This window comes from Brevundimonas sp. UBA6550, assembly GCF_002434505.1.
Classification (GTDB): domain Bacteria; phylum Pseudomonadota; class Alphaproteobacteria; order Caulobacterales; family Caulobacteraceae; genus Brevundimonas.
The window spans coordinates 1-17,617 of sequence record NZ_DJKE01000008.1; the positions used below are offsets into that span (position 1 = coordinate 1).

A 17,617-nucleotide genomic window follows, 5' to 3' on the forward strand; every position below is an offset into this window, starting at 1 on the left:
GTCGAGTAATCGACGACACGATCCGGCCCTCGAGCCGAACAGAGTAGCGTACAGAGCGGCCCCCGGAGCGATCCGGGGGCCGCTTTTGCTTTGGGGCGACGAACACCCCAAGACCGTCACCTCCATGCCGTCACCAATCGGGCCGCGTTGCGTGGGAGGCGGCGCATAGCCCGTTCGGCGCCCGATCCTCGGGTCGAGCCCGAGGATGACGGAGAGGTAGGGAAGGCGGGAGGCATAGCGCGGGTCCGCAACGGGTTGCGTGTTCAGGCGTTCGGGTGAACTGCCGAACAGCCAAGGTTCCCGATGCGTCTGATCCCCCTGCTTGCGTGCCTGATGGCGCTGACGGCCTGCGCCACCCATCCCGGCCGGGTCGATCATGTCCTGTTCGCCGGCGATGGGAAGACGGTGCTGGCGTCCACCGAGGACGGGACCGTGCGCGGGGTCGAGGGGGATGGGACGCGGGCGTTTCTGGGCGTGCCCTTCGCCGCGCCGCCGGTGGGCGACGGCCGCTGGCGGGCGCCGCAGCCTGTCGAGCCCTGGTCCGGCGTGCGCGATGCGACGCGGATCGGTTCGGACTGCACCCAGGCCATCGGGCGGCGCGCCATTCTGGGCGGGGGCGGCGGGATTGTGGTGGGGTCCGAGGACTGTCTTTATCTGAACATCTACGCCCCGGCCGGGCAGCCGGAAGAGGCCCGGCCGGTGATGGTCTATATCCCCGGCGGCGCCTTCACCGTGGGATCCGGCGCCAACTACGATCCGTCGAAGCTGGCCCGCGACCAGGGGCGGGTGGTGGTGACGATGAACTATCGGCTGGGCGCTTTGGGCTGGCTGGCCCATCCGGGGTTTCAGGCGACGGGGGAGGGGTTCGGCGGCAACTTCGGCCTGATGGACCAGCAGGCGGCGCTGAAATGGGTGCATCGCAATATCGCGGCCTTCGGCGGCGATCCCGCCGACGTCACCCTGTTCGCCGAGAGCGCAGGGGCCTGGACGGCCTGCTACCTGATGGCGTCGCCGGGGTCGCAGGGGCTGTATCGGCGGGTCATCATGCAGAGCGGTGGATGCCTGGAGCCATCGTCCCTGGTCAGCGCACACGACGCCGCCCAGTCGGGACCGATGTTCGCCGAACGGCTGGGGTGCGACGGGCCGGATCAGGTCGCCTGCCTGAAGGCCCTGCCGGCGTGGCGGCTGTCGCGGGCGCCGTCTTTGAGGGCGGGGATCAACGGGCCGGGGTCGTGGGGGCCGGTGCATACCGATGCGACCGTGCCGGAAAGCCCGGCGGACGCGCTGCGCGACGGGCGGTTCACCCAGGTCCCGGTGCTGGTCGGCACCAATCTGGACGAGGGCCGGCTGTTCGCCAACGAGGTCAAGACGATGGATCGCTATCAGAAGGAGACGATCTGGATGTATGGCGACGAGGGCCAGCGGGTGCTGGACCGCTATCCGGTCGGTGAGGACGGGCCCGCCTACGCCATCGCCACGAACTTCACCGACCAGAGGTTCGCCTGTCCGTCACAGGCCCTGCGGCGGGTGTTGTCGGCCCATGTGCCGGTCTGGGGCTATGAGTTCGCGGATCGCCAGGCGCCGTTCGTGCTGCCGGACTGGATCGTCGGGCTGGACCTGGGGGCGTATCACGCCAGCGAGCTGGCCTATGTGTTCGGGACCAGCTGGGTGTTCGCGGATGTGAAGCGGTTCACCCCGCAACAGAAGGCCTTGTCGGATCGGATGCAGCGTCTTTGGGCGACGTTCGGCACGCAAGCGTTCGCCGCCGAATGGCCCCGCGTCGAGGGTGCGGGGCCGGTGCGGGTGTTCGCGCCCGAAGGCGACCGGATGGACCACGACTTCTTCGACCGTCACCACTGCGCCTTCTGGGACGGAACGTCGTTCGGCGCGGTCCACTGACGCCTAGATGAAGCGCACGGTCACGCCGGGCTTGACCTTGTCGGCCAGGGTCCATGCGTCCCAGTTCGTCAGGCGGACGCAGCCGTGCGAGGCGGTCTTGCCGACCAGTTCCGGGTCGGGCGTGCCGTGGATGCCGTAGCTGGGCTTGTTCAGGTCGATCCAGACGACGCCGACCGGATTGTTGGGGCCGGGCTTGACCACGACCTTTTCCTTGCCGTCGCCGTAGCTGAGCTTGGACGGGTCGTAGGTGTAGTCGGGATTGCGGGCCACGCCGTTGACCTTGACCGTGCCGGTCGGTGTGGGGTTGTCGCCGCTGCCGATGGTGGCGGGGAAGTAGGCGATCAGTTTGCCGTCGGCGTCGAAGGCGCGGACCGAACCCTCGGACTTGTCGACGTCGATATGGTCGACATCGGCCGGCAGGGGCGTGTGATTGACGGCGGGAACCAGCAGCGACTGACCGACGCGGGTGAAGTCGGCGCCGGGGTTCATGGCGCGCAGCAGGGCCTCGGTGACGTGGAACCGCTCGGCCAGCGCCTCCACGACATTGGCATAGCCCATGTGATCCGCCTGGCCCTGAGCCGCCAGATCGGTGGGGACCGTGCCGAGATAGGGGCCGGCGATGTCCTGCTGGGTGATCTGATAGGTGGTGGTGATCGCGCCGGCGCCGGCCGCGCGCAGGCGGCCCATGACCTCGGCGTCCAGCTGGCCGTTGACCGGCAGGCCCTGCGCCTTCTGGAAGGCGGAAATGGCCTGCTTCATGTTGGAGCCGGCCAGGCCGTCGATAGCGCCGGGCGAAAAGCGCGCCCGTTCAAGAAGGACCTGGGCGTGGATCAGGGCGGGATCGGGCTGGGCCGGGGTTTGAGCCGGGGCCGCTCCCTCCTGCGGCGTCGGCTGGGTCGGCGGGGCATAGGCGGCGTTTTCGATGGCGTCACGCGACAGGGGGCCGGTCTGTCCGACCTGGGCGGCGGGGGCCTTGGCCTCCTGCTGGGGCGAACAGGCGGCGAGCGACAGGACGGCGAGGGCGGCAAGATAGGCGGGACGGTTCATCGAATGGCTTTCGGCAGGCGGGCGTAAAGGGGCGTGTTCAGTTCGGCTTGCCCGTGGCGGGATCGGTTTCGGTTTCGCCCGAGTTGGACGAGCCTTTGGACCCCTGGGGTTCGGTGGCGGGGCGAGGCGGCTGGCCGGGCTTGTCGGGGCGAAGGTTTTCGTTCTCGACTTTACGGTCGTCGGGGCGGCTGTCGGTCATGGTCATCTCCCTGGAAGGTCAGGAAACGCACGGGGCGGGCGACGGCTCCGTCAACGCTTGTTCACCATGCCGATCAACCCTGCTGAAACGCGCGCCGTGCAAGGGTAGGCTGTGGAACGGACCTTGCGGCGCACGGTCCGACGAGGATGGGCATGAGCGGAAACCTGCAGGTCGAGATCGTGGAGGCCGGTGCGCTGGATGGCGCCGCCGTGGCCCTGTGGCGCGCCTGGACGGCCGAGAACCCGGATCTGGCCAGCCCCTATTTCCGCTGGGACTATGCCGAGATCGCCAGCCGCGTCTGCCCCGGCGCGGCGATTGCGGTGTTTCGGCGCGACGGCCGGATCGTGGGCTTTTTTCCGCATCAGAGGCGCGGCGGGGCGGTGCAGCCGCTTGGGGCGCCGATGAACGACTATCACGGGGTGATCGCGCCGGTCGGGGAGACGATCGCGCTGGAGGATGTCGCGCGACTGCTGAAGGCGCGCAGTCTGAACGTGCCGGGCTGGATCGGCGCGGGCGAGGCGGGCCAGACGCGCCAGACCGTGCAGGCCGCCATGCCGGAAGAGGGCTATGACGCCTGGTACGCCGAGCGGCGCGCCACCTTCGGCAAATATTTCAAGGACAAGGAACGGGCGCGTCGCAGCCTGGAGGCCGAGCTGGGCCCGATCCGGGTCGAGCGGTGCTTGCGCGACCCGGCGCTGCTGGATCAGCTGATCGACCTGAAGGCGGCGCAGTATCGGCGGTCGGGCCTGCACGACATCTTCGGCTGCGGCTGGACGCGGGATCTGCTGCACGCCCTGATGACCGAGCGGCGGGCGGACTTCGGCGCCTCGATGGCGGCGATGCACGCGGGCGACAAGCTGGTGGCGGTGGAGTTTTCGCTGCACGCCGGGCGGCATTACCATTTCTGGTTCCCGGTCTATGAGCCGGGGCTGGCGCGGTGTTCGCCGGGCATACTGTTGAGCATGGACACGATGCGGCTGGCCTCGGCCGAGGGGTTCCGCGTGTTCGACTTCGGCTTCGAGGGCGAGCCCTACAAGAAGTATTTCGTCAACGCCCGCCAGACGGTGCGCGAGGCCGTGGTGCTGAAGCCGGGGCTGAGCCAGGCGCTGGGCGACATGGCCGTGGGCGCGCTGGCCCAGGTGGGCGAGCGGGGCGAGAAGGTGCGAACCTCGCTGCGCCGCCGCTGGGCCACCATCGAGGCGTGCGAGCCGACGTCGGCCGGACGGCTGAAAGGCACGGCGGTCGCGGCGCGTGCGATGGCGCAGAAACTGGCCGCCCGCAAGAAGACGCCCGCGCGCGTCGCCCATGCGTGAAGGAGAGGCTGTCATGACCGAACGCCGCACCCGCTATCCCGGCCCGATCGCCGAGGCCAGGGATCATCCGCATACGCTGGTGGCGCAGGGCTTCGCCGAGGATGCGGCCCTGGCGGCGGTGCTGGACCGCTATCCGGCCGACTTGTTCGACATCAATCTGTACGACTTCGACGACGCGGGGCAGGTGTCGCTGCGCACCGGCGCGCGCGGGCGGCTGTCGGGAGAGGACCTGCTGGAGGCGATCAAACAGGGCCGGCTGTGGGTCAATCTGCGCGGGGTGGAACGCGGCTGGCCCGAGCTATGGGCGGCGGCGATGAAGGATTTCGCGGCCATCCAGGCGACCTATCCGGGGATGCGGGCCGTGCGGAACGCGGGGCAGTTGATCCTGTCGTCGCCCAAGGCGCGGGTGCCCTATCATTTCGACGCAGCCGGGGTGGTGCTGTTCCATCTGCGGGGGCACAAGCGGCTGTTCGTCTATCCGGGCGACGAGCGGCACCTGCCCGAGCGAAACATGGAACAGGTGGTGACGCGCCAGACGACCGAGGAACTGCCCTATACGCTGGCGTTCGAGGAGGACGCCCAGGTCATGGATCTGGAGCCGGGACGGGCGCTGACCTGGCCGCTGTATGCGCCGCACCGGGTGGAGAATCTGGATCGCTTCTGCGTCAGCCTGTCGATGGATTTCCAGACCTGGCCGTCGCGGTTCAGGAACGGAGCGCTGTTCACCAATGCGGTGATCCGCAGCCGGGGTGGACGGCCGCGTCAGACGGACGGGATGGCGACGCCGGAACTGGCTGCGCGTTGGGCGGCGTCGCTGGCGCTGAAGCGGGCCGGCGCGATGAAGAGCCGGATCGCCCATTTCGAACGCGATTTCGAACCGGAGGTCGGGGCGGCGGACGGGGCGGGAACGCTGAAGCCCGCAGGTTAAATCGCGTTCATGACCTGAAGTTAAAATGACTTCGCGGCGGGCGGCGCGCACCTTTCCTGCATAGACGGGAAGGGAACAGCCGAATGAAGACCGCATTGATCGCCGCCGCCGCAGCCGCCGCCCTGACGGGGATGGCCGCCGCCCCCGCATCGGCCGCCGAGGTCCAGATCCGCAACGCCGTGGCGCGGGTCGTCGTGATCGTGGAGGACCGCCAGGACGTGGGGGTCGAGGTGACGCAAGGCGCCTCGGGCCTGCCGGCCGTCCAGGTGCGCCGCGAAGGGCGCGGCGTCCGCATCGACGGCGGCCTGGGCCGCAACGGCGGATTCTGGGCCAATGGCGGAAATCGCATCCGCGGCTGCAACGCCAGCCGCGCCGATCCGGCCCAGCCGGGCCGTGGCGCGACCGTCGAGGTCAGCAACCTGGGCCGCGTACGCCTGGAGGACGCGCCGATGATCGTGATCCGCACGCCGCGCGACGTGGATGTCAGCGCCGGCGGGGCGGTGTTCGGCTCGGTCGGACGCGGCGCGCGCTCGGTCGAACTGAACAGCGGCGGCTGCGGGGCGTGGAACGTGGCCAATGTCGACGGGCGGGTGTCGCTGGGCGTCGGCGGCTCGGGCTCGATCCGGGCGGGATCCTCGCGGGCGCTGGAAGGCAATGTGGGCGGGTCGGGCAGCATCTACGCCGGTCCCACCGGCGACCTGAAGGCGGCCGTGGGGGGATCGGGCAATGTCGAGGTGGCCAGCGCCGGCGGCGACGGCGACCTGTCCATCGGCGGTTCGGGCGGGATCACCGTGCGCCAGGGGCGGATGGACAAGCTGTCGGTGGCCATCGGCGGATCGGGCGACGTGAACTATGGCGGGGCGACCCGCGACCTGAGCGTGGCCATAGCCGGATCGGGCAATGTCCGCGTCGCCTCCGCCACGGGTTCGGTGTCGCGCACCGTGGTCGGGTCTGGTTCGCTGCAGATCGGGCGCTGAGGTCCGCCTCCTCGTCTGAAAGGCAAGGCCCCCGGTCGTGGAACCCCGGGGGTCTTTTCCCTTTCGCCCATGGAAAAAGCCCCGGCGGATCGCTCCGCCGGGGCTTCTCTGTCTTCCGGCTCTGGCCGGCGGCTCGATCAGAAGCCGCGGATGCCCGGCAGGCCCGCCAGGGTGCGGCCCAGGTTGGCGCCGGCGCGGTCCAGCGTCTGCAGCGCGCCGCCGAAGTTGTAGCGTGCGCCGATGACGAAGTTGTCGGAATCGACGTCCACATCGTTCAGCGAAACGCGCTGCCACGAGCCGAACAGGCTGATCGGGCTGTTGTCCAGCTGGTATTCGGCGCCGACGCCGTAGGCCCAGGCGTCGACCTTGCCGGCCACGTCGGTGTCGATGTTGTTGTACGACACGCCGGCGTTCAGGCGCAGCGACGGGTTGACGTAGTAGGCGTAGTCGCCGCCGAAGGTCCAGGCGTCAGCCCCGTCCAGATCGGTGTAGGCGACAACGCCGGTCAGGGTGGCGGAGGCCAGATACTTCTGCACTTCGCCGCCGACCGAGAAGTAGTTCTCGCCGCCCAGGTCCGAAACGCCCGCGAAGGCGCCGGCGCGCAGGTCCGAACCGAAGGTCTTGGTCAGGTGAGCGGCGGCTGCGCCGACGGTGTCGTCGCCCAGGTCGCTGTCCGAGTAGGCGACCGAACCGTTCAGGGTCACGGTCCATTCCGGGGCGACCTTCATGGCGGTGACGCCGTCCAGGGTGGCGCCGTCGGTCTTGAAGCCCTCGGTGTCGGTGTGGGCGTAGCCCAGGCCGACCGAGCCGATGGCGTCTTGAGCGAAGGCCGGGGCGGCGAACAGGGTGGCGGCGGCGGCCGAGGCGAGGAGGATCGTCTTCATTTTGTCTTGTCCTTAGCAGTCTGGCCCGGATGGGGGTCCGGGGAGGGGCGCCTGCTAACAGCATATGACCCAGGCGCAGCACTAAACCGCCGTTCGATAAGCCGCTGTCGCCAAACTGTTGCGCCACTGTCACGTGGTGCGGCAAGAATGTGTCGTCAACGCGGAGAACCGATGGCGAGCGGTTAACGCCCGCTAAGAATAGAGGCGCGGGCTCTGAACCGGCGAGGGGGGCAGGCAAGCGATTCCCGCTCCGCGCCGCTCGGCGAAATCCGTCTGGTCGTAGATTGATGGGAAGCGCCCTCTATATAAGGTGTGACTCCGGCAGGTCGCGCAGCGCCGATCTGGGGTTCGGTCGGACGCCCGCGAAGGCCTGACGAAATCCTGTCTGCGCCTTGGTTTCGCCGCTTGACGAAATCGGAATCGGTAGGCATAAGCCACCACTCTTGTTGGACCGGCTGTGCACTTCGGTGCAGACGCGGTTCGCAAGAACGACCTAAGTCACTGTTCTTTGCAGCTTCTTGGGACTTCAGCGGCCTTCGCGGGGAACTGCGTGGGCCGATCGTTTTTGCGGATTTGCGTATCCTGAGGGCCTAGCGCCCGAAGGCCTTCGGTCTTTGAAATGGTTCACAGGGACGCGGTCCTCCGACCGCATTGGAAGTAAGCACCGATATGGATCAAAGCATCCGCATCAGGCTCAAGGCCTTTGATCATCGCGTCCTCGATTTCTCGACGCGCGAGATCGTCAATACAGCCAAGCGCACCGGCGCGACCGTTCGCGGTCCGATTCCGCTGCCGACCCTGATCGAAAAGTTCACCGTGAACCGCTCTCCGCACGTCGATAAGAAGTCGCGTGAGCAGTTTGAAATCCGCACGCACAAGCGCGTGCTCGACATCGTCGACCCCACCCCGCAGACCGTGGACGCGCTCATGAAGCTCGACCTGTCCGCCGGCGTGGACGTCGAGATCAAGATTTAAAGTAGAAAGAGGCGGGATCCGATGCGCACGGGCGTGATCGCCAAGAAGCTGGGCATGACCCGCGTGTTCGCCGATGACGGCGCGCACGTACCGGTCACTGTGCTGCAGCTCGACGGCTGCCAAGTCGTCGGCCAACGTACCCAGGAGCGTGACGGCTACGTCGCTCTCCAGCTGGGCGCTGGCACGAAGAAGGCCAAGAACACCAACAAGGCTCAACGCGAGACCTTCGCCAAGGCGGAAGTCGAACCCAAGGCCTATGTCACCGAGTTCCGCGTCGATGCGGACGGTCTGCTGGACGTGGGCGCCGAACTGTCGGCCGAACACTTCCTGGTCGGCCAGAAGGTGGACATCCAGGGCGAGACCATCGGTAAGGGTTTCGCCGGCGCCATGAAGCGCTGGAACTTCGGCGGCCTTCGCGCCACCCACGGCGTCTCGGTCTCGCACCGTTCGCACGGTTCGACGGGTAACCGTCAGGACCCGGGTCGCACGTTCCCCGGCAAGAAGATGGCCGGCCACTACGGCACCGAAACCGTCACCACCCAGAACCTGACCGTCGTCCGCGTGGACGCCGAGCGTGGCCTGATCCTGATCAAGGGCGCCGTCCCGGGTCACGACGGCAGCTACGTCAAGGTTCGCGACGCCATCAAGAAGGCTCGCCCGGCCGACGCTCCGTTCCCCGGCGCGCTGAAGTCGAGCAAGTCTGCTGCTCAACCCGCCTCGACCCCGGCTGAAGAAGCCCCTGTCGAAGCGACCGAAGGCGGTGAAGCGTAATGAAACTCTCTGTCATCCAACTCGACGGCAAGTCTGCTGGCGACGTGGAGCTGTCGGACGCCGTCTTCGGCATCGACGCCATCCGCGGCGACATCCTGGCCCGCACCGTCAACTGGCAACTGGCCAAGCGCCGCGCCGGCACGCACAAGGTTCAAACCCGTAACGAGAACTCTCGCACGGGCAAGAAGATGTACAAGCAGAAGGGCACCGGCGGCGCTCGTCACGGTTCGCGCCGTGCGCCGCAGTTCATCGGCGGCTCGCGCGCCTTCGGTCCGGTCGTTCGCGACCACGGCTTCTCGCTGCCGAAGAAGATCCGCGCGCTCGCTCTGCGTCACGCCCTGTCCTCCAAGGCCAAGTCCGGCGACCTGATCGTCGTCGACACCGTCTCGGTCAAGGAAGCCAAGACGGCCGCCCTGCGCGAGACGTTCGGCAAGCTGGGCTGGACCAAGGCTCTCATCATCGCGGGTCCCGAAGTCGACACGAACTTCGGCCTGGCCGCACGCAACATCCCGCACATCGACGTGCTGCCGAACGCCGGCCTGAACGTCTATGACATCCTGCGCGCGGACAAGCTGGTGCTGACCAAGGCCGCCATCGAGGCGATCGAAGCCCGCTTCAGCGATAAGGAAGCCGCGTAATGGCCGCTCAACCTACCGCCAAGCACTACGACACCATCCTGGCCCCGGTGATCACCGAAAAGGCCACGATCCTGTCCGAGCAGAATAAGGTCGTCTTCCGCGTCGCCGACACGGCGTCCAAGGACGAGATCGCAGCCGCGGTCGAAAGCCTGTTCAAAGTCAACGTCGTCAAGGTCAACACCCTGGTCCAAAAGGGCAAGACCAAGCGCTTCCGGGGCATCCTGGGTCGTCGCGTCGACATCAAAAAAGCGATCGTGACGCTGGCCGACGGCCAGTCGATCGACGTCACCACGGGGCTCTGATCAGATGGCCTTGAAAACCTACAATCCGACTTCGCCGGGCCGTCGCGCCCTCGTGCTGGTCGACCGTTCGGAACTCCACAAGGGCCGTCCGGAAAAGTCGCTGACCGAAGGCCTGACCAAGTCGGGCGGACGCGGGCAGGGCGGTCGCATCGCGGTCCGCTTCCGTGGCGGCGGCGCCAAGACCCTGTACCGCAAGATCGACTTCAAGCGTCGCAAGTGGGACATGGTCGGCACGGTCGAGCGTCTGGAATACGACCCGAACCGCACGGCCTTCATCGCCCTGGTCACCTATGCCGATGGCGAGAAGACCTACATCATCGCGCCGCAACGCCTTAAGGCGGGCGACACGATCATCGCGGGCGAAAAGACCGACGTGAAGCCTGGCAACGCCATGCCGCTGCGTTCGATGCCGGTGGGTACGATCATCCACAACATCGAAATGAAGCCGGGCAAGGGCGCCCAGCTGGCCCGTTCGGCCGGCGCCTACGCCCAGCTGGTGGGTCGCGATCAGGGCTACGCCCAGATCCGTCTTGGCTCGGGCGAGCTGCGCATGGTCCTGGACGGCTGCATCGCCACGGTGGGCGCGGTTTCCAACCCCGATCACATGAACCAGAACCTGGGCAAGGCCGGTCGCAAGCGTCACATGGGCTGGCGTCCGCACGTCCGCGGCGTCGCCATGAACCCGATCGACCACCCGCATGGTGGTGGTGAAGGCCGGACCTCTGGTGGTCGCACCCCTGTCACGCCGTGGGGCAAGGACACCAAGGGCACCCGCACCCGTAAGAACAAGGCTACGGACAAGTACATCATCCGTACCCGCCACGTTAAGAAGGCTCGCTAAGAATGGCCCGCTCCTCCTGGAAAGGCCCGTTTGTCGACGGGTATCTGCTCAAGAAGGCCGACGCCGTTCAATCGTCGGGCCGCAAGGACGTGATCAAGACCTGGTCGCGCCGCTCCACCATCCTGCCGCAGTTCGTCGGTCTGACGTTCGGCGTCCATAACGGTCAGAAGCACGTGCCCGTGTCGGTCTCGGAAGAGATGGTCGGCATGAAGCTCGGCGAGTTCGCCCCGACCCGGAACTTCCCGGGCCACGCGGCGGACAAGAAGGCCAAAAGGAAGTAACCGATGGCCCAGACCAAGAACATCCGTCGGGTCGCCCCGACCGAGGCCCGCGCCAAGCTGGTCAACGTCCGCATCAGCCCTCAGAAGCTGAACCTGGTGGCCGCCTCGATCCGCGGCATGCCGGTGCAGAAGGCGCTGAACGAGCTGGAATTCAGCCGTAAGCGCATCGCCGGCGACGTCCGCAAGGTCCTGTATTCGGCGATCTCCAACGCCGAGAACAACCACAACCTCGACATCGACAACCTGGTCGTCGCCGAGGCCTTCGTGGGCAAGAACCTGGTGATGAAGCGTTTCGCGAGCCGTGCTCGCGGTCGCTCGTCGCGCATCCTGAAACCGTTCAGCGAGATCACCATCGTGGTCCGTGAAGCCGGCGAGGCCGCCTGATGGGACAGAAAATCAATCCGGTCGGTCTGCGCCTCGGCGTGAACCGCACGTGGGACAGCCGTTGGTTCGCCGCCGGCGCCGACTATTCCCGCCTGCTGCACCAGGACCTGAAGCTGCGCGAGTGGCTGAAGGAGCGTCTGGCCGCCGCCGGCGTATCGCGCATCATCATCGAGCGCCCGCACAAGAAGTGCCGCATCACCATCTACGCCGCCCGTCCGGGCGTCGTGATCGGCAAGAAGGGCGCTGACATCGAGAAGCTCCGCAAGGACATCTCGGCGCGCACCGAGGGTGAAGTTCACCTGAACATCATCGAAGTCCGCAAGCCGGAAACCGATGCGCAGCTGATCGCCGAGAACATCGCGCAGCAGCTGGAACGCCGCGTGGCCTTCCGTCGCGCCATGAAGCGTTCGATGCAGTCGGCCATGCGTCTGGGCGCCAAGGGCATTCGTATGAATGTCTCGGGTCGTCTGGGCGGCGCGGAAATCGCACGGATGGAATGGTACCGCGAAGGTCGCGTGCCGCTTCACACCCTGCGCGCCGACATCGACTACGGCTTCTACGAAGCCAAGACGACCTACGGCATCATCGGCGTGAAGGTCTGGGTGTTTAAGGGTGAAGTGCTCGAGCACGATCCGATGGCCCAGGACAAGCGTTGGGCCCAGGAAGCCTCGGGTCCGTCCTCGAACGAAGGCCGCGAACGCGGCGGCCCCCGTGGCGACCGCGGTCCGCGTCGCGACCGGGGACGTGAGAACTAAGTCATGTTGCAACCGAAGAAGACCAAGTACCGCAAGGCCTTCAAGGGCCGCATCCACGGCTCGGCCAAGGGCGGCTTCTCGCTGAACTTCGGGTCGTACGGCCTGAAGACGCTGGAGCCGGAACGCATCACCGCGCGTCAGATCGAAGCGGCTCGCCGCGCGATCACTCGCCAGATGAAGCGCCAAGGCCGCGTCTGGATCCGCGTCTTCCCCGACCTGCCCGTCACGGGCAAGCCGGCCGAAGTCCGGATGGGTAAGGGCAAGGGCGCCGTGGACCACTGGGCCGCGCGCTGCCACCCTGGCCGTATCCTGTTTGAAATCGACGGCGTTCCGGACGATGTCGCCCGCGAAGCGCTCCGTCTCGGCGCAGCCAAGCTGCCGGTCCGCACCAAGGTGGTGACCCGCATCGACGCCGGCGTCGCTCATGTCGAGGTAGCCGCCTAATGACCAAGATCGCCGATCTGCGGTCGCAAACGACCGACCAACTGGCCGACGAGCTGCTGAAGCTCAAGAAGGAACAGTTCAACCTGCGCTTCCAGGCGGCCACCGGCCAAATGGAAAAGACCCACCGCGTGGGTGAAGTGCGCAAAGACATCGCCCGCATCTCGACGCTTCTGCGCGAGAAGCGTGCGGCCTCGTAAGGAAACGAATATGCCCAAGCGAATTCTCGAAGGCGTGGTCGTGTCCGACAAGGGCGAAAAGACCGTCGTCGTGAAGGTGGAGCGCACGCTGCTCCACCCGCTTCTGAAGAAGACCGTCCGGTCCTCCAAGAAGTATCACGCGCACGACGAAGCCAACGCGCTCAAGGTCGGCGACATCGCTCGCATCGTCGAGTGCGCCCCGAAGTCCAAGCTGAAGCGCTGGGAAGTCATCTCCCCGGCCTCGGCCTCGTAATCAGAAGGATCTGATCTTATGATCCAGATGCAAACTAACCTGGAAGTGGCCGATAATTCGGGCGCCCGCCGGGTCATGTGCATCAAGGTGTTGGGCGGCTCCAAGCGCCGCTACGCCTCGATCGGCGACACAATCGTCGCCTCCGTGAAGGAAGCCATCCCGCGCGGCCGCGTGAAGAAGGGCGACGTCGTTCGCGCCATCGTCGTGCGCACCGCCAAGGACATCCAACGCAAGGACGGCTCGGTCATCCGCTTCGACAAGTCGGCCGCCGTCATCGTCAACAAGGCGAACGAGCCGGTTGGCACGCGGATCTTCGGCCCGGTTCCCCGCGAACTGCGCGCCAAGAACCACATGAAGATCATCTCGCTGGCTCCGGAGGTCCTGTAACATGGCCGCCAAGATCAAGAAGGGCGACCGTGTCGTCGTCCTCACCGGCAAGGACAAGGGCCGCACGGGCAACGTGCTGAAGGTCCTGCCTTCCGAAAACCGCGTCGTCGTCGAAGGCGTCAACATGGTTCAGCGCCATACGCGCCCGAGCCAGGCTGACCCGCAAGGCGGCATCAAGAACAAGGAAGCCTCGCTTCACCTGTCGAACGTCGCGATCGCCGACGCCAACGGCAAGGCGACCCGCGTCGGCTTCAAGATCGATGGGGACGCCAAGGTCCGCATCGCCAAGACGACGGGAGACGTCATCTGATGGCGACCGAGAAATACGCTCCGCGCCTCAAGGGCGAATATCACTCGCGCATCCGCCAGGTGATGAAGGAAAAGTTCGGCTATACGAACGAAATGCAGGTGCCCAAGCTGGACAAGATCGTCCTGAACATGGGCATCGGCGAAGCCGTCGCGGACTCCAAGAAGGTGAACACCGCCCTCAAGGACCTGACGGCCATCGCCGGCCAGAAGGCTGTCGCCACCAAGGCCCGCAACTCCATCGCCGGCTTCAAGCTGCGTGAAGGCATGGTCATCGGCGGCAAGGTCACGCTGCGCGGCGACCAGATGTACGAGTTCCTGGACCGGTTCATCACGATCGCGCTGCCGCGCGTGAAGGATTTCCGTGGTCTGAAGGGCACGTCCTTCGATGGTCGCGGCAACTACGCCACCGGTCTGAAGGAACACATCGTGTTCCCCGAGATCAACTACGACCAGATCGATCAGATGTGGGGCATGGACATTGTCGTCTGCACCACGGCCAAGACCGATGAGGAAGCCAAGGCTCTCCTCACCGAGTTCAAGTTCCCGTTCGTGAAGAACTGAGCGGGAAGGGAAGAGCACAATGGCTAAGAAGAGCGCCGTAAACCGCAACGAGGCCGTCAAGGCGTTGGTTGCGAAGTATGCCGCAAAGCGGGCCGCCCTGAAGGCGACCGCCAACGACGAAAACCTGCCGCTGGAGGAGCGCTTCGAGGCGCGCCTGCAACTGGCCGCCCTGCCGCGCAACTCCGCGCCTAGCCGCATTCGCAACCGTTGCGAAGTGACGGGTCGCCCGCGTGCGTTCTATCGCAAGCTCAAGATGAGCCGGATCGCGCTGCGTGAACTGGGCAACCTGGGCCAGATTCCCGGCCTGACGAAGTCGAGCTGGTAAGGGGAGCGAACAGACATGATGATCAACGATCCCCTGAGCGACATGATCGCTCGCATCAAGAACGCGGCGACCCGCAAGCGTTCCAAGGTGCTGACCCCCGCTTCGCGTCTGCGCCAGCGCGTCCTGGACGTGCTGCAGGACGAAGGCTACATCCGCGGCTACAACCTGGTTCAGAACCCGGGTGAGTTTCCGCAGTTCGAGATCGAGCTGAAATACTTCGACGGCCAGCCCGTCATCGCCGAGATCGCGCGCGTGTCCAAGCCGGGCCGCCGCGTCTATTCGGCGATCGGCGATCTGAAGCCGATCAAGAACGGCCTCGGCATCTCGATCCTCTCGACTTCGAAGGGCGTCATGTCCGACGCCGCCGCTCGCGACGCCAATGTCGGCGGCGAAGTCCTCTGCAGGGTCTACTGATATGTCCCGTATTGGCAAGAAAACCATCGCCGTGCCGAAGGGCGTGACTGTCGCGCTCGACGGCCAGAACATCACCGTCAAGGGTCCCAAGGGCGAACGCGCCTGGACGGTCGCCGACGAGATCGAAGTCAAGCAGGAAGGCGACGACCTGTCGCTGACCCCGCGTTCGGACACCCCTCGCGCCCGCGCGATGTGGGGTCTGTCGCGGACCCTGGTCGACAACATGGTCACCGGCGTCACCGAAGGCTTCGAAAAGTCGCTGGAACTGGTCGGCGTGGGTTACCGCGCCGCGATGAAGGGCAACGCCCTGTCGCTGCAACTCGGCTTCTCGCACGAAGTCGATATCGACCCGCCGGCCGGCGTCAGCTTCGCTGTGCCCAAGCAGACCGAGATCAAGATCTCGGGCTCGGACAAGCAGGCTGTGGGTCAGGTCGCCGCGGTCATCCGCAAGCTGCGTCCGCCGGAACCCTACAAGGGCAAGGGCGTCCGTTACGCGGGCGAGAAGGTCCGTCGCAAGGAAGGCAAGAAGAAGTAAGTCATGGCTCTTTCTCTTCGACAACAAGCCAAGCGCCGCTCGGAGCGCACTCGCCGTCGCCTGAAGGCTGTCGCCAACGGTCGTCTGCGTCTGTCGGTCTATCGTTCGGACAAGAACATCTCGGCCCAGATCATCGACGACGCCCAGGGCGTGACCGTCGCGTCGGCCTCGTCGCTGGAAGGCGGCAAGGGCAAGCGCGGTTCGGACACGGCCGCGGCCGCCGCGATCGGCAAGCTGATCGCCGAACGCGCCATCGAGAAGGGCGTCAAGGACGTCGTCTTCGACCGCGGCGAGTACATCTATCACGGACGGGTGAAGGCGCTGGCGGAAGCCGCGCGTGAAGCCGGCCTGAACTTCTAAGGGACGCGACAGATGGCGCAACAACCCCAACGCGGCGGCGGCGGCAACGATCGCAACCGTCGTGACAACCGCAACGCTCCCGCTGTCGATGGCCCGGATTCGGACATCGTCGAGAAGCTGGTTCACATCAACCGCGTCGCCGCCACCGTGAAGGGCGGCCGTCGCTTCAGCTTCGCAGCCCTGATGGTCGTCGGCGACGGCAAGGGCCGCGTCGGCTTCGGTCACGGCAAGGCGCGTGAAGTGCCGGAAGCCATCCGCAAGGCGACGGAAGAAGCCAAGAAGACGATGATCCGCGTTCCGCTGCGCGAGAACCGCACCCTGCACCACGACGGCAACGGCCGTTGGGGCGCCGGCAAGATCATGATGCGCGCGGCCCCTCCCGGCACCGGCGTCATCGCCGGCGGTCCGATGCGTGCTGTCCTCGAAACCCTGGGCGTCCAGGACGTCGTGGGCAAGTCGACCGGCTCGTCGAACCCCTACAACATGATCCGTGCGACGTTCGAGGCCCTGAAGGTCCAGTCGTCGCCGCGTCAGGTCGCCTCGAAGCGTGGCAAGAAGGTCGCCGACCTGATGGGCCGCCGCAACGACGGCGCCTCGACGCCCGAAGCCGTGGAGTCCTGATCATGGCCGAGAAGAAGACCGTCACCGTCAAGCAGACCGGTTCGCCGATCCGCCGCAAGAACGACCAGCGCGCCACCCTGGTGGGCCTGGGGCTGAACCGCCTGGGTCGTGAATCGACCCTGGAGGACACGCCTTCGGTTCGTGGGATGATCGCAAAGGTCGCCCACCTGACCGAGATCGTCGAAAAGTAAGACGTTGCGCCCTCTCCCGAAACCGGGGGAGGGCGTTTCTGCACTTGCAGATACCCGAGGGGCCGCCTAGAAGCGGCCCTTCATTTTTTCACCGCCGAGTCTGGACGACTGTTCCGGGCGCTAGCACCCGAAAGGATCAGGCACATGAAACTGAACGAAATCCGCGACAACGAAGGCGCGCACAAGAAGCGCATGCGTGTCGGCCGTGGCCCCGGCTCGGGCAAGGGCAAGACCGCCGGTCGCGGCGTCAAGGGTCAGAAGTCGCGTACGGGCGTCAGCCTGCTGGGCTTCGAAGGCGGCCAGATGCCGCTGTACATGCGTATGCCCAAGCGCGGCTTCAACAATCCCAACGCCCTGAAGCTGGCTGAAGTGAACCTGTGGCGCCTGCAGGACGCCATCGACGCCGGCAAGCTGGACGCCAAGTCGGAACTGAAGGGCGACGCCCTGGTCGCCGCCGGCGTGATCCGTCGCGTCAAGGACGGCGTGCGTCTGCTGGGCACCGGCGAAGTGAAGCAGGCGCTGAACCTGGTCGTCTGGTCGGCCACGGCCGGCGCCAAGAAGGTCATCGAAGCCGCCGGCGGTTCGGTCGTCGAACAACGCATCGAAGCCGAAGCCAAGGCCGCCGCGCGCGTCGAGAAGCGCAACGCCGCCAAGGGCAAGGCCCCGGCGCCGAAGGCTCCGCGCGGCGACGAGAACAAGATCTCGGCCCGTACCAAGCGCGCCGCCGCCAAAGCCTAAGCAACACGTCGTCGCGGCTATTAGGCCGTGGCCTGATTACACCTGCGACGACGAAAGAACGGAAGCGGCCTCGCAAGAGCGCCGCTTC

Annotated in this window: 28 protein-coding genes; 25 read left to right on the forward strand and 3 right to left on the reverse strand. The window is 66.4% G+C overall.

The features are described from left to right. Positions 1-303: 303 nt before the first annotated feature. Positions 304-1,899 carry a carboxylesterase/lipase family protein gene (locus B3Z70_RS07810; protein ID WP_292045312.1) on the forward strand — a complete coding sequence of 532 codons (1,596 nt, stop codon included), beginning with the start codon at positions 304-306 and terminating at the stop codon, positions 1,897-1,899. 3 nt (positions 1,900-1,902) lie between these two features. Here the strand turns inward: B3Z70_RS07810 and B3Z70_RS07815 are convergent, their stop codons facing one another. Together B3Z70_RS07815 and B3Z70_RS07820 are read right to left on the reverse strand one after the other, a co-directional pair. Beyond that, positions 1,903-2,946: a L,D-transpeptidase family protein gene (locus B3Z70_RS07815; protein WP_292020077.1), complete on the reverse strand. Its 1,044-nt coding sequence runs from the start codon at positions 2,944-2,946 to the stop codon at positions 1,903-1,905. Between the two features lie 37 nt (positions 2,947-2,983). Then, complete coding sequence (locus B3Z70_RS07820) at positions 2,984-3,145, reverse strand: hypothetical protein (RefSeq protein ID WP_292020075.1); 162 nt, start codon at positions 3,143-3,145, stop codon at positions 2,984-2,986. 152 nt (positions 3,146-3,297) lie between these two features. Here B3Z70_RS07820 and B3Z70_RS07825 point away from each other — a divergent pair, with 152 nt between their 5' ends. The 3 genes from B3Z70_RS07825 (at position 3,298) to B3Z70_RS07835 (ending at position 6,363) form a co-directional block, all read left to right on the forward strand. After that, positions 3,298-4,458, forward strand: a complete 1,161-nt coding sequence (locus tag B3Z70_RS07825; RefSeq protein ID WP_292020072.1) for a GNAT family N-acetyltransferase — start codon at positions 3,298-3,300, stop codon at positions 4,456-4,458. Between the two features lie 13 nt (positions 4,459-4,471). Continuing rightward, positions 4,472-5,386, forward strand: coding sequence for a transcriptional regulator (locus B3Z70_RS07830; RefSeq protein ID WP_292020070.1), 915 nt, complete (start codon positions 4,472-4,474; stop codon positions 5,384-5,386). Between the two features lie 83 nt (positions 5,387-5,469). Then, entirely contained in the window at positions 5,470-6,363 is an 894-nt protein-coding gene (locus B3Z70_RS07835; RefSeq protein WP_292020068.1) for a DUF2807 domain-containing protein, read from the forward strand. A 137-nt stretch (positions 6,364-6,500) separates the two neighbouring features. On the opposite strand, the gene B3Z70_RS07840 is transcribed toward B3Z70_RS07835, so the two are convergent. Beyond that, positions 6,501-7,247, reverse strand: a complete 747-nt coding sequence (locus B3Z70_RS07840; RefSeq protein WP_292020067.1) for an outer membrane beta-barrel protein — start codon at positions 7,245-7,247, stop codon at positions 6,501-6,503. A 669-nt stretch (positions 7,248-7,916) separates the two neighbouring features. Here B3Z70_RS07840 and rpsJ point away from each other — a divergent pair. The 21 genes from rpsJ to rplO all read left to right on the forward strand — a co-directional run bounded on the left by rpsJ (position 7,917) and on the right by rplO (position 17,529). Further along, complete coding sequence (gene rpsJ / locus B3Z70_RS07845) at positions 7,917-8,222, forward strand: 30S ribosomal protein S10 (protein WP_003164367.1); 306 nt, start codon at positions 7,917-7,919, stop codon at positions 8,220-8,222. Between the two features lie 21 nt (positions 8,223-8,243). Next, positions 8,244-8,993 carry a 50S ribosomal protein L3 gene (gene rplC, locus B3Z70_RS07850; protein ID WP_055753390.1) on the forward strand — a complete coding sequence of 250 codons (750 nt, stop codon included), beginning with the start codon at positions 8,244-8,246 and terminating at the stop codon, positions 8,991-8,993. Next, on the forward strand, positions 8,993-9,631 hold the full coding sequence (rplD, locus tag B3Z70_RS07855; protein WP_292045314.1) for a 50S ribosomal protein L4: 639 nt from the start codon (positions 8,993-8,995) through the stop codon (positions 9,629-9,631). The genes rplC and rplD overlap by 1 nt, the downstream gene beginning before the upstream one ends. After that, positions 9,631-9,933, forward strand: a complete 303-nt coding sequence (locus tag B3Z70_RS07860; RefSeq protein WP_017506057.1) for a 50S ribosomal protein L23 — start codon at positions 9,631-9,633, stop codon at positions 9,931-9,933. The genes rplD and B3Z70_RS07860 overlap by 1 nt, the downstream gene beginning before the upstream one ends. A gap of 4 nt (positions 9,934-9,937) precedes the next feature. Continuing rightward, on the forward strand, positions 9,938-10,774 hold the full coding sequence (rplB, locus tag B3Z70_RS07865) for a 50S ribosomal protein L2 (protein WP_248117208.1): 837 nt from the start codon (positions 9,938-9,940) through the stop codon (positions 10,772-10,774). Between the two features lie 2 nt (positions 10,775-10,776). Then, positions 10,777-11,055 carry a 30S ribosomal protein S19 gene (rpsS, locus tag B3Z70_RS07870; protein ID WP_017506055.1) on the forward strand — a complete coding sequence of 93 codons (279 nt, stop codon included), beginning with the start codon at positions 10,777-10,779 and terminating at the stop codon, positions 11,053-11,055. Positions 11,056-11,058: 3 nt separating this feature from the next. Next, complete coding sequence (gene rplV, locus B3Z70_RS07875) at positions 11,059-11,439, forward strand: 50S ribosomal protein L22 (RefSeq protein ID WP_292020062.1); 381 nt, start codon at positions 11,059-11,061, stop codon at positions 11,437-11,439. Then, complete coding sequence (rpsC, locus tag B3Z70_RS07880) at positions 11,439-12,194, forward strand: 30S ribosomal protein S3 (RefSeq protein ID WP_248117204.1); 756 nt, start codon at positions 11,439-11,441, stop codon at positions 12,192-12,194. The genes rplV and rpsC overlap by 1 nt, the downstream gene beginning before the upstream one ends. Before the next feature lie 3 nt (positions 12,195-12,197). After that, positions 12,198-12,638, forward strand: a complete 441-nt coding sequence (gene rplP / locus B3Z70_RS07885) for a 50S ribosomal protein L16 (protein ID WP_087119314.1) — start codon at positions 12,198-12,200, stop codon at positions 12,636-12,638. Next, positions 12,638-12,835, forward strand: a complete 198-nt coding sequence (gene rpmC, locus B3Z70_RS07890) for a 50S ribosomal protein L29 (protein WP_054765463.1) — start codon at positions 12,638-12,640, stop codon at positions 12,833-12,835. The genes rplP and rpmC overlap by 1 nt, the downstream gene beginning before the upstream one ends. A 10-nt stretch (positions 12,836-12,845) precedes the next feature. Then, positions 12,846-13,088, forward strand: a complete 243-nt coding sequence (gene rpsQ, locus B3Z70_RS07895) for a 30S ribosomal protein S17 (RefSeq protein ID WP_087119313.1) — start codon at positions 12,846-12,848, stop codon at positions 13,086-13,088. Positions 13,089-13,106: 18 nt separating this feature from the next. Then, entirely contained in the window at positions 13,107-13,475 is a 369-nt protein-coding gene (gene rplN / locus B3Z70_RS07900; protein ID WP_248117202.1) for a 50S ribosomal protein L14, read from the forward strand. Between the two features lies 1 nt (position 13,476). Continuing rightward, on the forward strand, positions 13,477-13,785 hold the full coding sequence (gene rplX / locus B3Z70_RS07905) for a 50S ribosomal protein L24 (protein ID WP_292020060.1): 309 nt from the start codon (positions 13,477-13,479) through the stop codon (positions 13,783-13,785). Beyond that, positions 13,785-14,345 carry a 50S ribosomal protein L5 gene (gene rplE, locus B3Z70_RS07910; protein ID WP_292020058.1) on the forward strand — a complete coding sequence of 187 codons (561 nt, stop codon included), beginning with the start codon at positions 13,785-13,787 and terminating at the stop codon, positions 14,343-14,345. Before rplX ends, rplE begins: the two co-directional genes overlap by 1 nt. Positions 14,346-14,364: 19 nt before the next feature. Further along, positions 14,365-14,670: a 30S ribosomal protein S14 gene (gene rpsN, locus B3Z70_RS07915; RefSeq protein WP_017506048.1), complete on the forward strand. Its 306-nt coding sequence runs from the start codon at positions 14,365-14,367 to the stop codon at positions 14,668-14,670. Between the two features lie 15 nt (positions 14,671-14,685). Then, entirely contained in the window at positions 14,686-15,084 is a 399-nt protein-coding gene (gene rpsH / locus B3Z70_RS07920; protein ID WP_219895805.1) for a 30S ribosomal protein S8, read from the forward strand. A 1-nt stretch (position 15,085) separates the two neighbouring features. Beyond that, positions 15,086-15,619, forward strand: a complete 534-nt coding sequence (gene rplF, locus B3Z70_RS07925) for a 50S ribosomal protein L6 (protein WP_292020056.1) — start codon at positions 15,086-15,088, stop codon at positions 15,617-15,619. A 3-nt stretch (positions 15,620-15,622) separates the two neighbouring features. Continuing rightward, the gene (rplR, locus tag B3Z70_RS07930; RefSeq protein WP_154726238.1) at positions 15,623-15,979 is read left to right on the forward strand and encodes a 50S ribosomal protein L18; all 357 of its coding nucleotides are present in this window, start codon (positions 15,623-15,625) and stop codon (positions 15,977-15,979) included. Positions 15,980-15,991: 12 nt separating this feature from the next. Continuing rightward, a complete protein-coding gene (gene rpsE / locus B3Z70_RS07935; RefSeq protein ID WP_248117194.1) occupies positions 15,992-16,600 on the forward strand; it encodes a 30S ribosomal protein S5 in 609 nt (202 codons plus the stop codon). 2 nt (positions 16,601-16,602) lie between these two features. Further along, the gene (rpmD, locus tag B3Z70_RS07940; protein ID WP_184277823.1) at positions 16,603-16,791 is read left to right on the forward strand and encodes a 50S ribosomal protein L30; all 189 of its coding nucleotides are present in this window, start codon (positions 16,603-16,605) and stop codon (positions 16,789-16,791) included. A gap of 144 nt (positions 16,792-16,935) precedes the next feature. Continuing rightward, entirely contained in the window at positions 16,936-17,529 is a 594-nt protein-coding gene (rplO, locus tag B3Z70_RS07945) for a 50S ribosomal protein L15 (RefSeq protein ID WP_292020054.1), read from the forward strand. Positions 17,530-17,617: the final 88 nt, after the last annotated feature.

Coding starts and splice junctions, on each gene's coding strand:
- B3Z70_RS07810 (WP_292045312.1), top strand. CDS start 304: ATGCGTCTGATCCCCCTGCTTGCGTGCCTGATGGCGCTGACGGCCTGC.
- B3Z70_RS07815 (WP_292020077.1), bottom strand. CDS start 2,946: ATGAACCGTCCCGCCTATCTTGCCGCCCTCGCCGTCCTGTCGCTCGCC.
- B3Z70_RS07820 (WP_292020075.1), bottom strand. CDS start 3,145: ATGACCGACAGCCGCCCCGACGACCGTAAAGTCGAGAACGAAAACCTT.
- B3Z70_RS07825 (WP_292020072.1), top strand. CDS start 3,298: ATGAGCGGAAACCTGCAGGTCGAGATCGTGGAGGCCGGTGCGCTGGAT.
- B3Z70_RS07830 (WP_292020070.1), top strand. CDS start 4,472: ATGACCGAACGCCGCACCCGCTATCCCGGCCCGATCGCCGAGGCCAGG.
- B3Z70_RS07835 (WP_292020068.1), top strand. CDS start 5,470: ATGAAGACCGCATTGATCGCCGCCGCCGCAGCCGCCGCCCTGACGGGG.
- B3Z70_RS07840 (WP_292020067.1), bottom strand. CDS start 7,247: ATGAAGACGATCCTCCTCGCCTCGGCCGCCGCCGCCACCCTGTTCGCC.
- rpsJ (WP_003164367.1), top strand. CDS start 7,917: ATGGATCAAAGCATCCGCATCAGGCTCAAGGCCTTTGATCATCGCGTC.
- rplC (WP_055753390.1), top strand. CDS start 8,244: ATGCGCACGGGCGTGATCGCCAAGAAGCTGGGCATGACCCGCGTGTTC.
- rplD (WP_292045314.1), top strand. CDS start 8,993: ATGAAACTCTCTGTCATCCAACTCGACGGCAAGTCTGCTGGCGACGTG.
- B3Z70_RS07860 (WP_017506057.1), top strand. CDS start 9,631: ATGGCCGCTCAACCTACCGCCAAGCACTACGACACCATCCTGGCCCCG.
- rplB (WP_248117208.1), top strand. CDS start 9,938: ATGGCCTTGAAAACCTACAATCCGACTTCGCCGGGCCGTCGCGCCCTC.
- rpsS (WP_017506055.1), top strand. CDS start 10,777: ATGGCCCGCTCCTCCTGGAAAGGCCCGTTTGTCGACGGGTATCTGCTC.
- rplV (WP_292020062.1), top strand. CDS start 11,059: ATGGCCCAGACCAAGAACATCCGTCGGGTCGCCCCGACCGAGGCCCGC.
- rpsC (WP_248117204.1), top strand. CDS start 11,439: ATGGGACAGAAAATCAATCCGGTCGGTCTGCGCCTCGGCGTGAACCGC.
- rplP (WP_087119314.1), top strand. CDS start 12,198: ATGTTGCAACCGAAGAAGACCAAGTACCGCAAGGCCTTCAAGGGCCGC.
- rpmC (WP_054765463.1), top strand. CDS start 12,638: ATGACCAAGATCGCCGATCTGCGGTCGCAAACGACCGACCAACTGGCC.
- rpsQ (WP_087119313.1), top strand. CDS start 12,846: ATGCCCAAGCGAATTCTCGAAGGCGTGGTCGTGTCCGACAAGGGCGAA.
- rplN (WP_248117202.1), top strand. CDS start 13,107: ATGATCCAGATGCAAACTAACCTGGAAGTGGCCGATAATTCGGGCGCC.
- rplX (WP_292020060.1), top strand. CDS start 13,477: ATGGCCGCCAAGATCAAGAAGGGCGACCGTGTCGTCGTCCTCACCGGC.
- rplE (WP_292020058.1), top strand. CDS start 13,785: ATGGCGACCGAGAAATACGCTCCGCGCCTCAAGGGCGAATATCACTCG.
- rpsN (WP_017506048.1), top strand. CDS start 14,365: ATGGCTAAGAAGAGCGCCGTAAACCGCAACGAGGCCGTCAAGGCGTTG.
- rpsH (WP_219895805.1), top strand. CDS start 14,686: ATGATGATCAACGATCCCCTGAGCGACATGATCGCTCGCATCAAGAAC.
- rplF (WP_292020056.1), top strand. CDS start 15,086: ATGTCCCGTATTGGCAAGAAAACCATCGCCGTGCCGAAGGGCGTGACT.
- rplR (WP_154726238.1), top strand. CDS start 15,623: ATGGCTCTTTCTCTTCGACAACAAGCCAAGCGCCGCTCGGAGCGCACT.
- rpsE (WP_248117194.1), top strand. CDS start 15,992: ATGGCGCAACAACCCCAACGCGGCGGCGGCGGCAACGATCGCAACCGT.
- rpmD (WP_184277823.1), top strand. CDS start 16,603: ATGGCCGAGAAGAAGACCGTCACCGTCAAGCAGACCGGTTCGCCGATC.
- rplO (WP_292020054.1), top strand. CDS start 16,936: ATGAAACTGAACGAAATCCGCGACAACGAAGGCGCGCACAAGAAGCGC.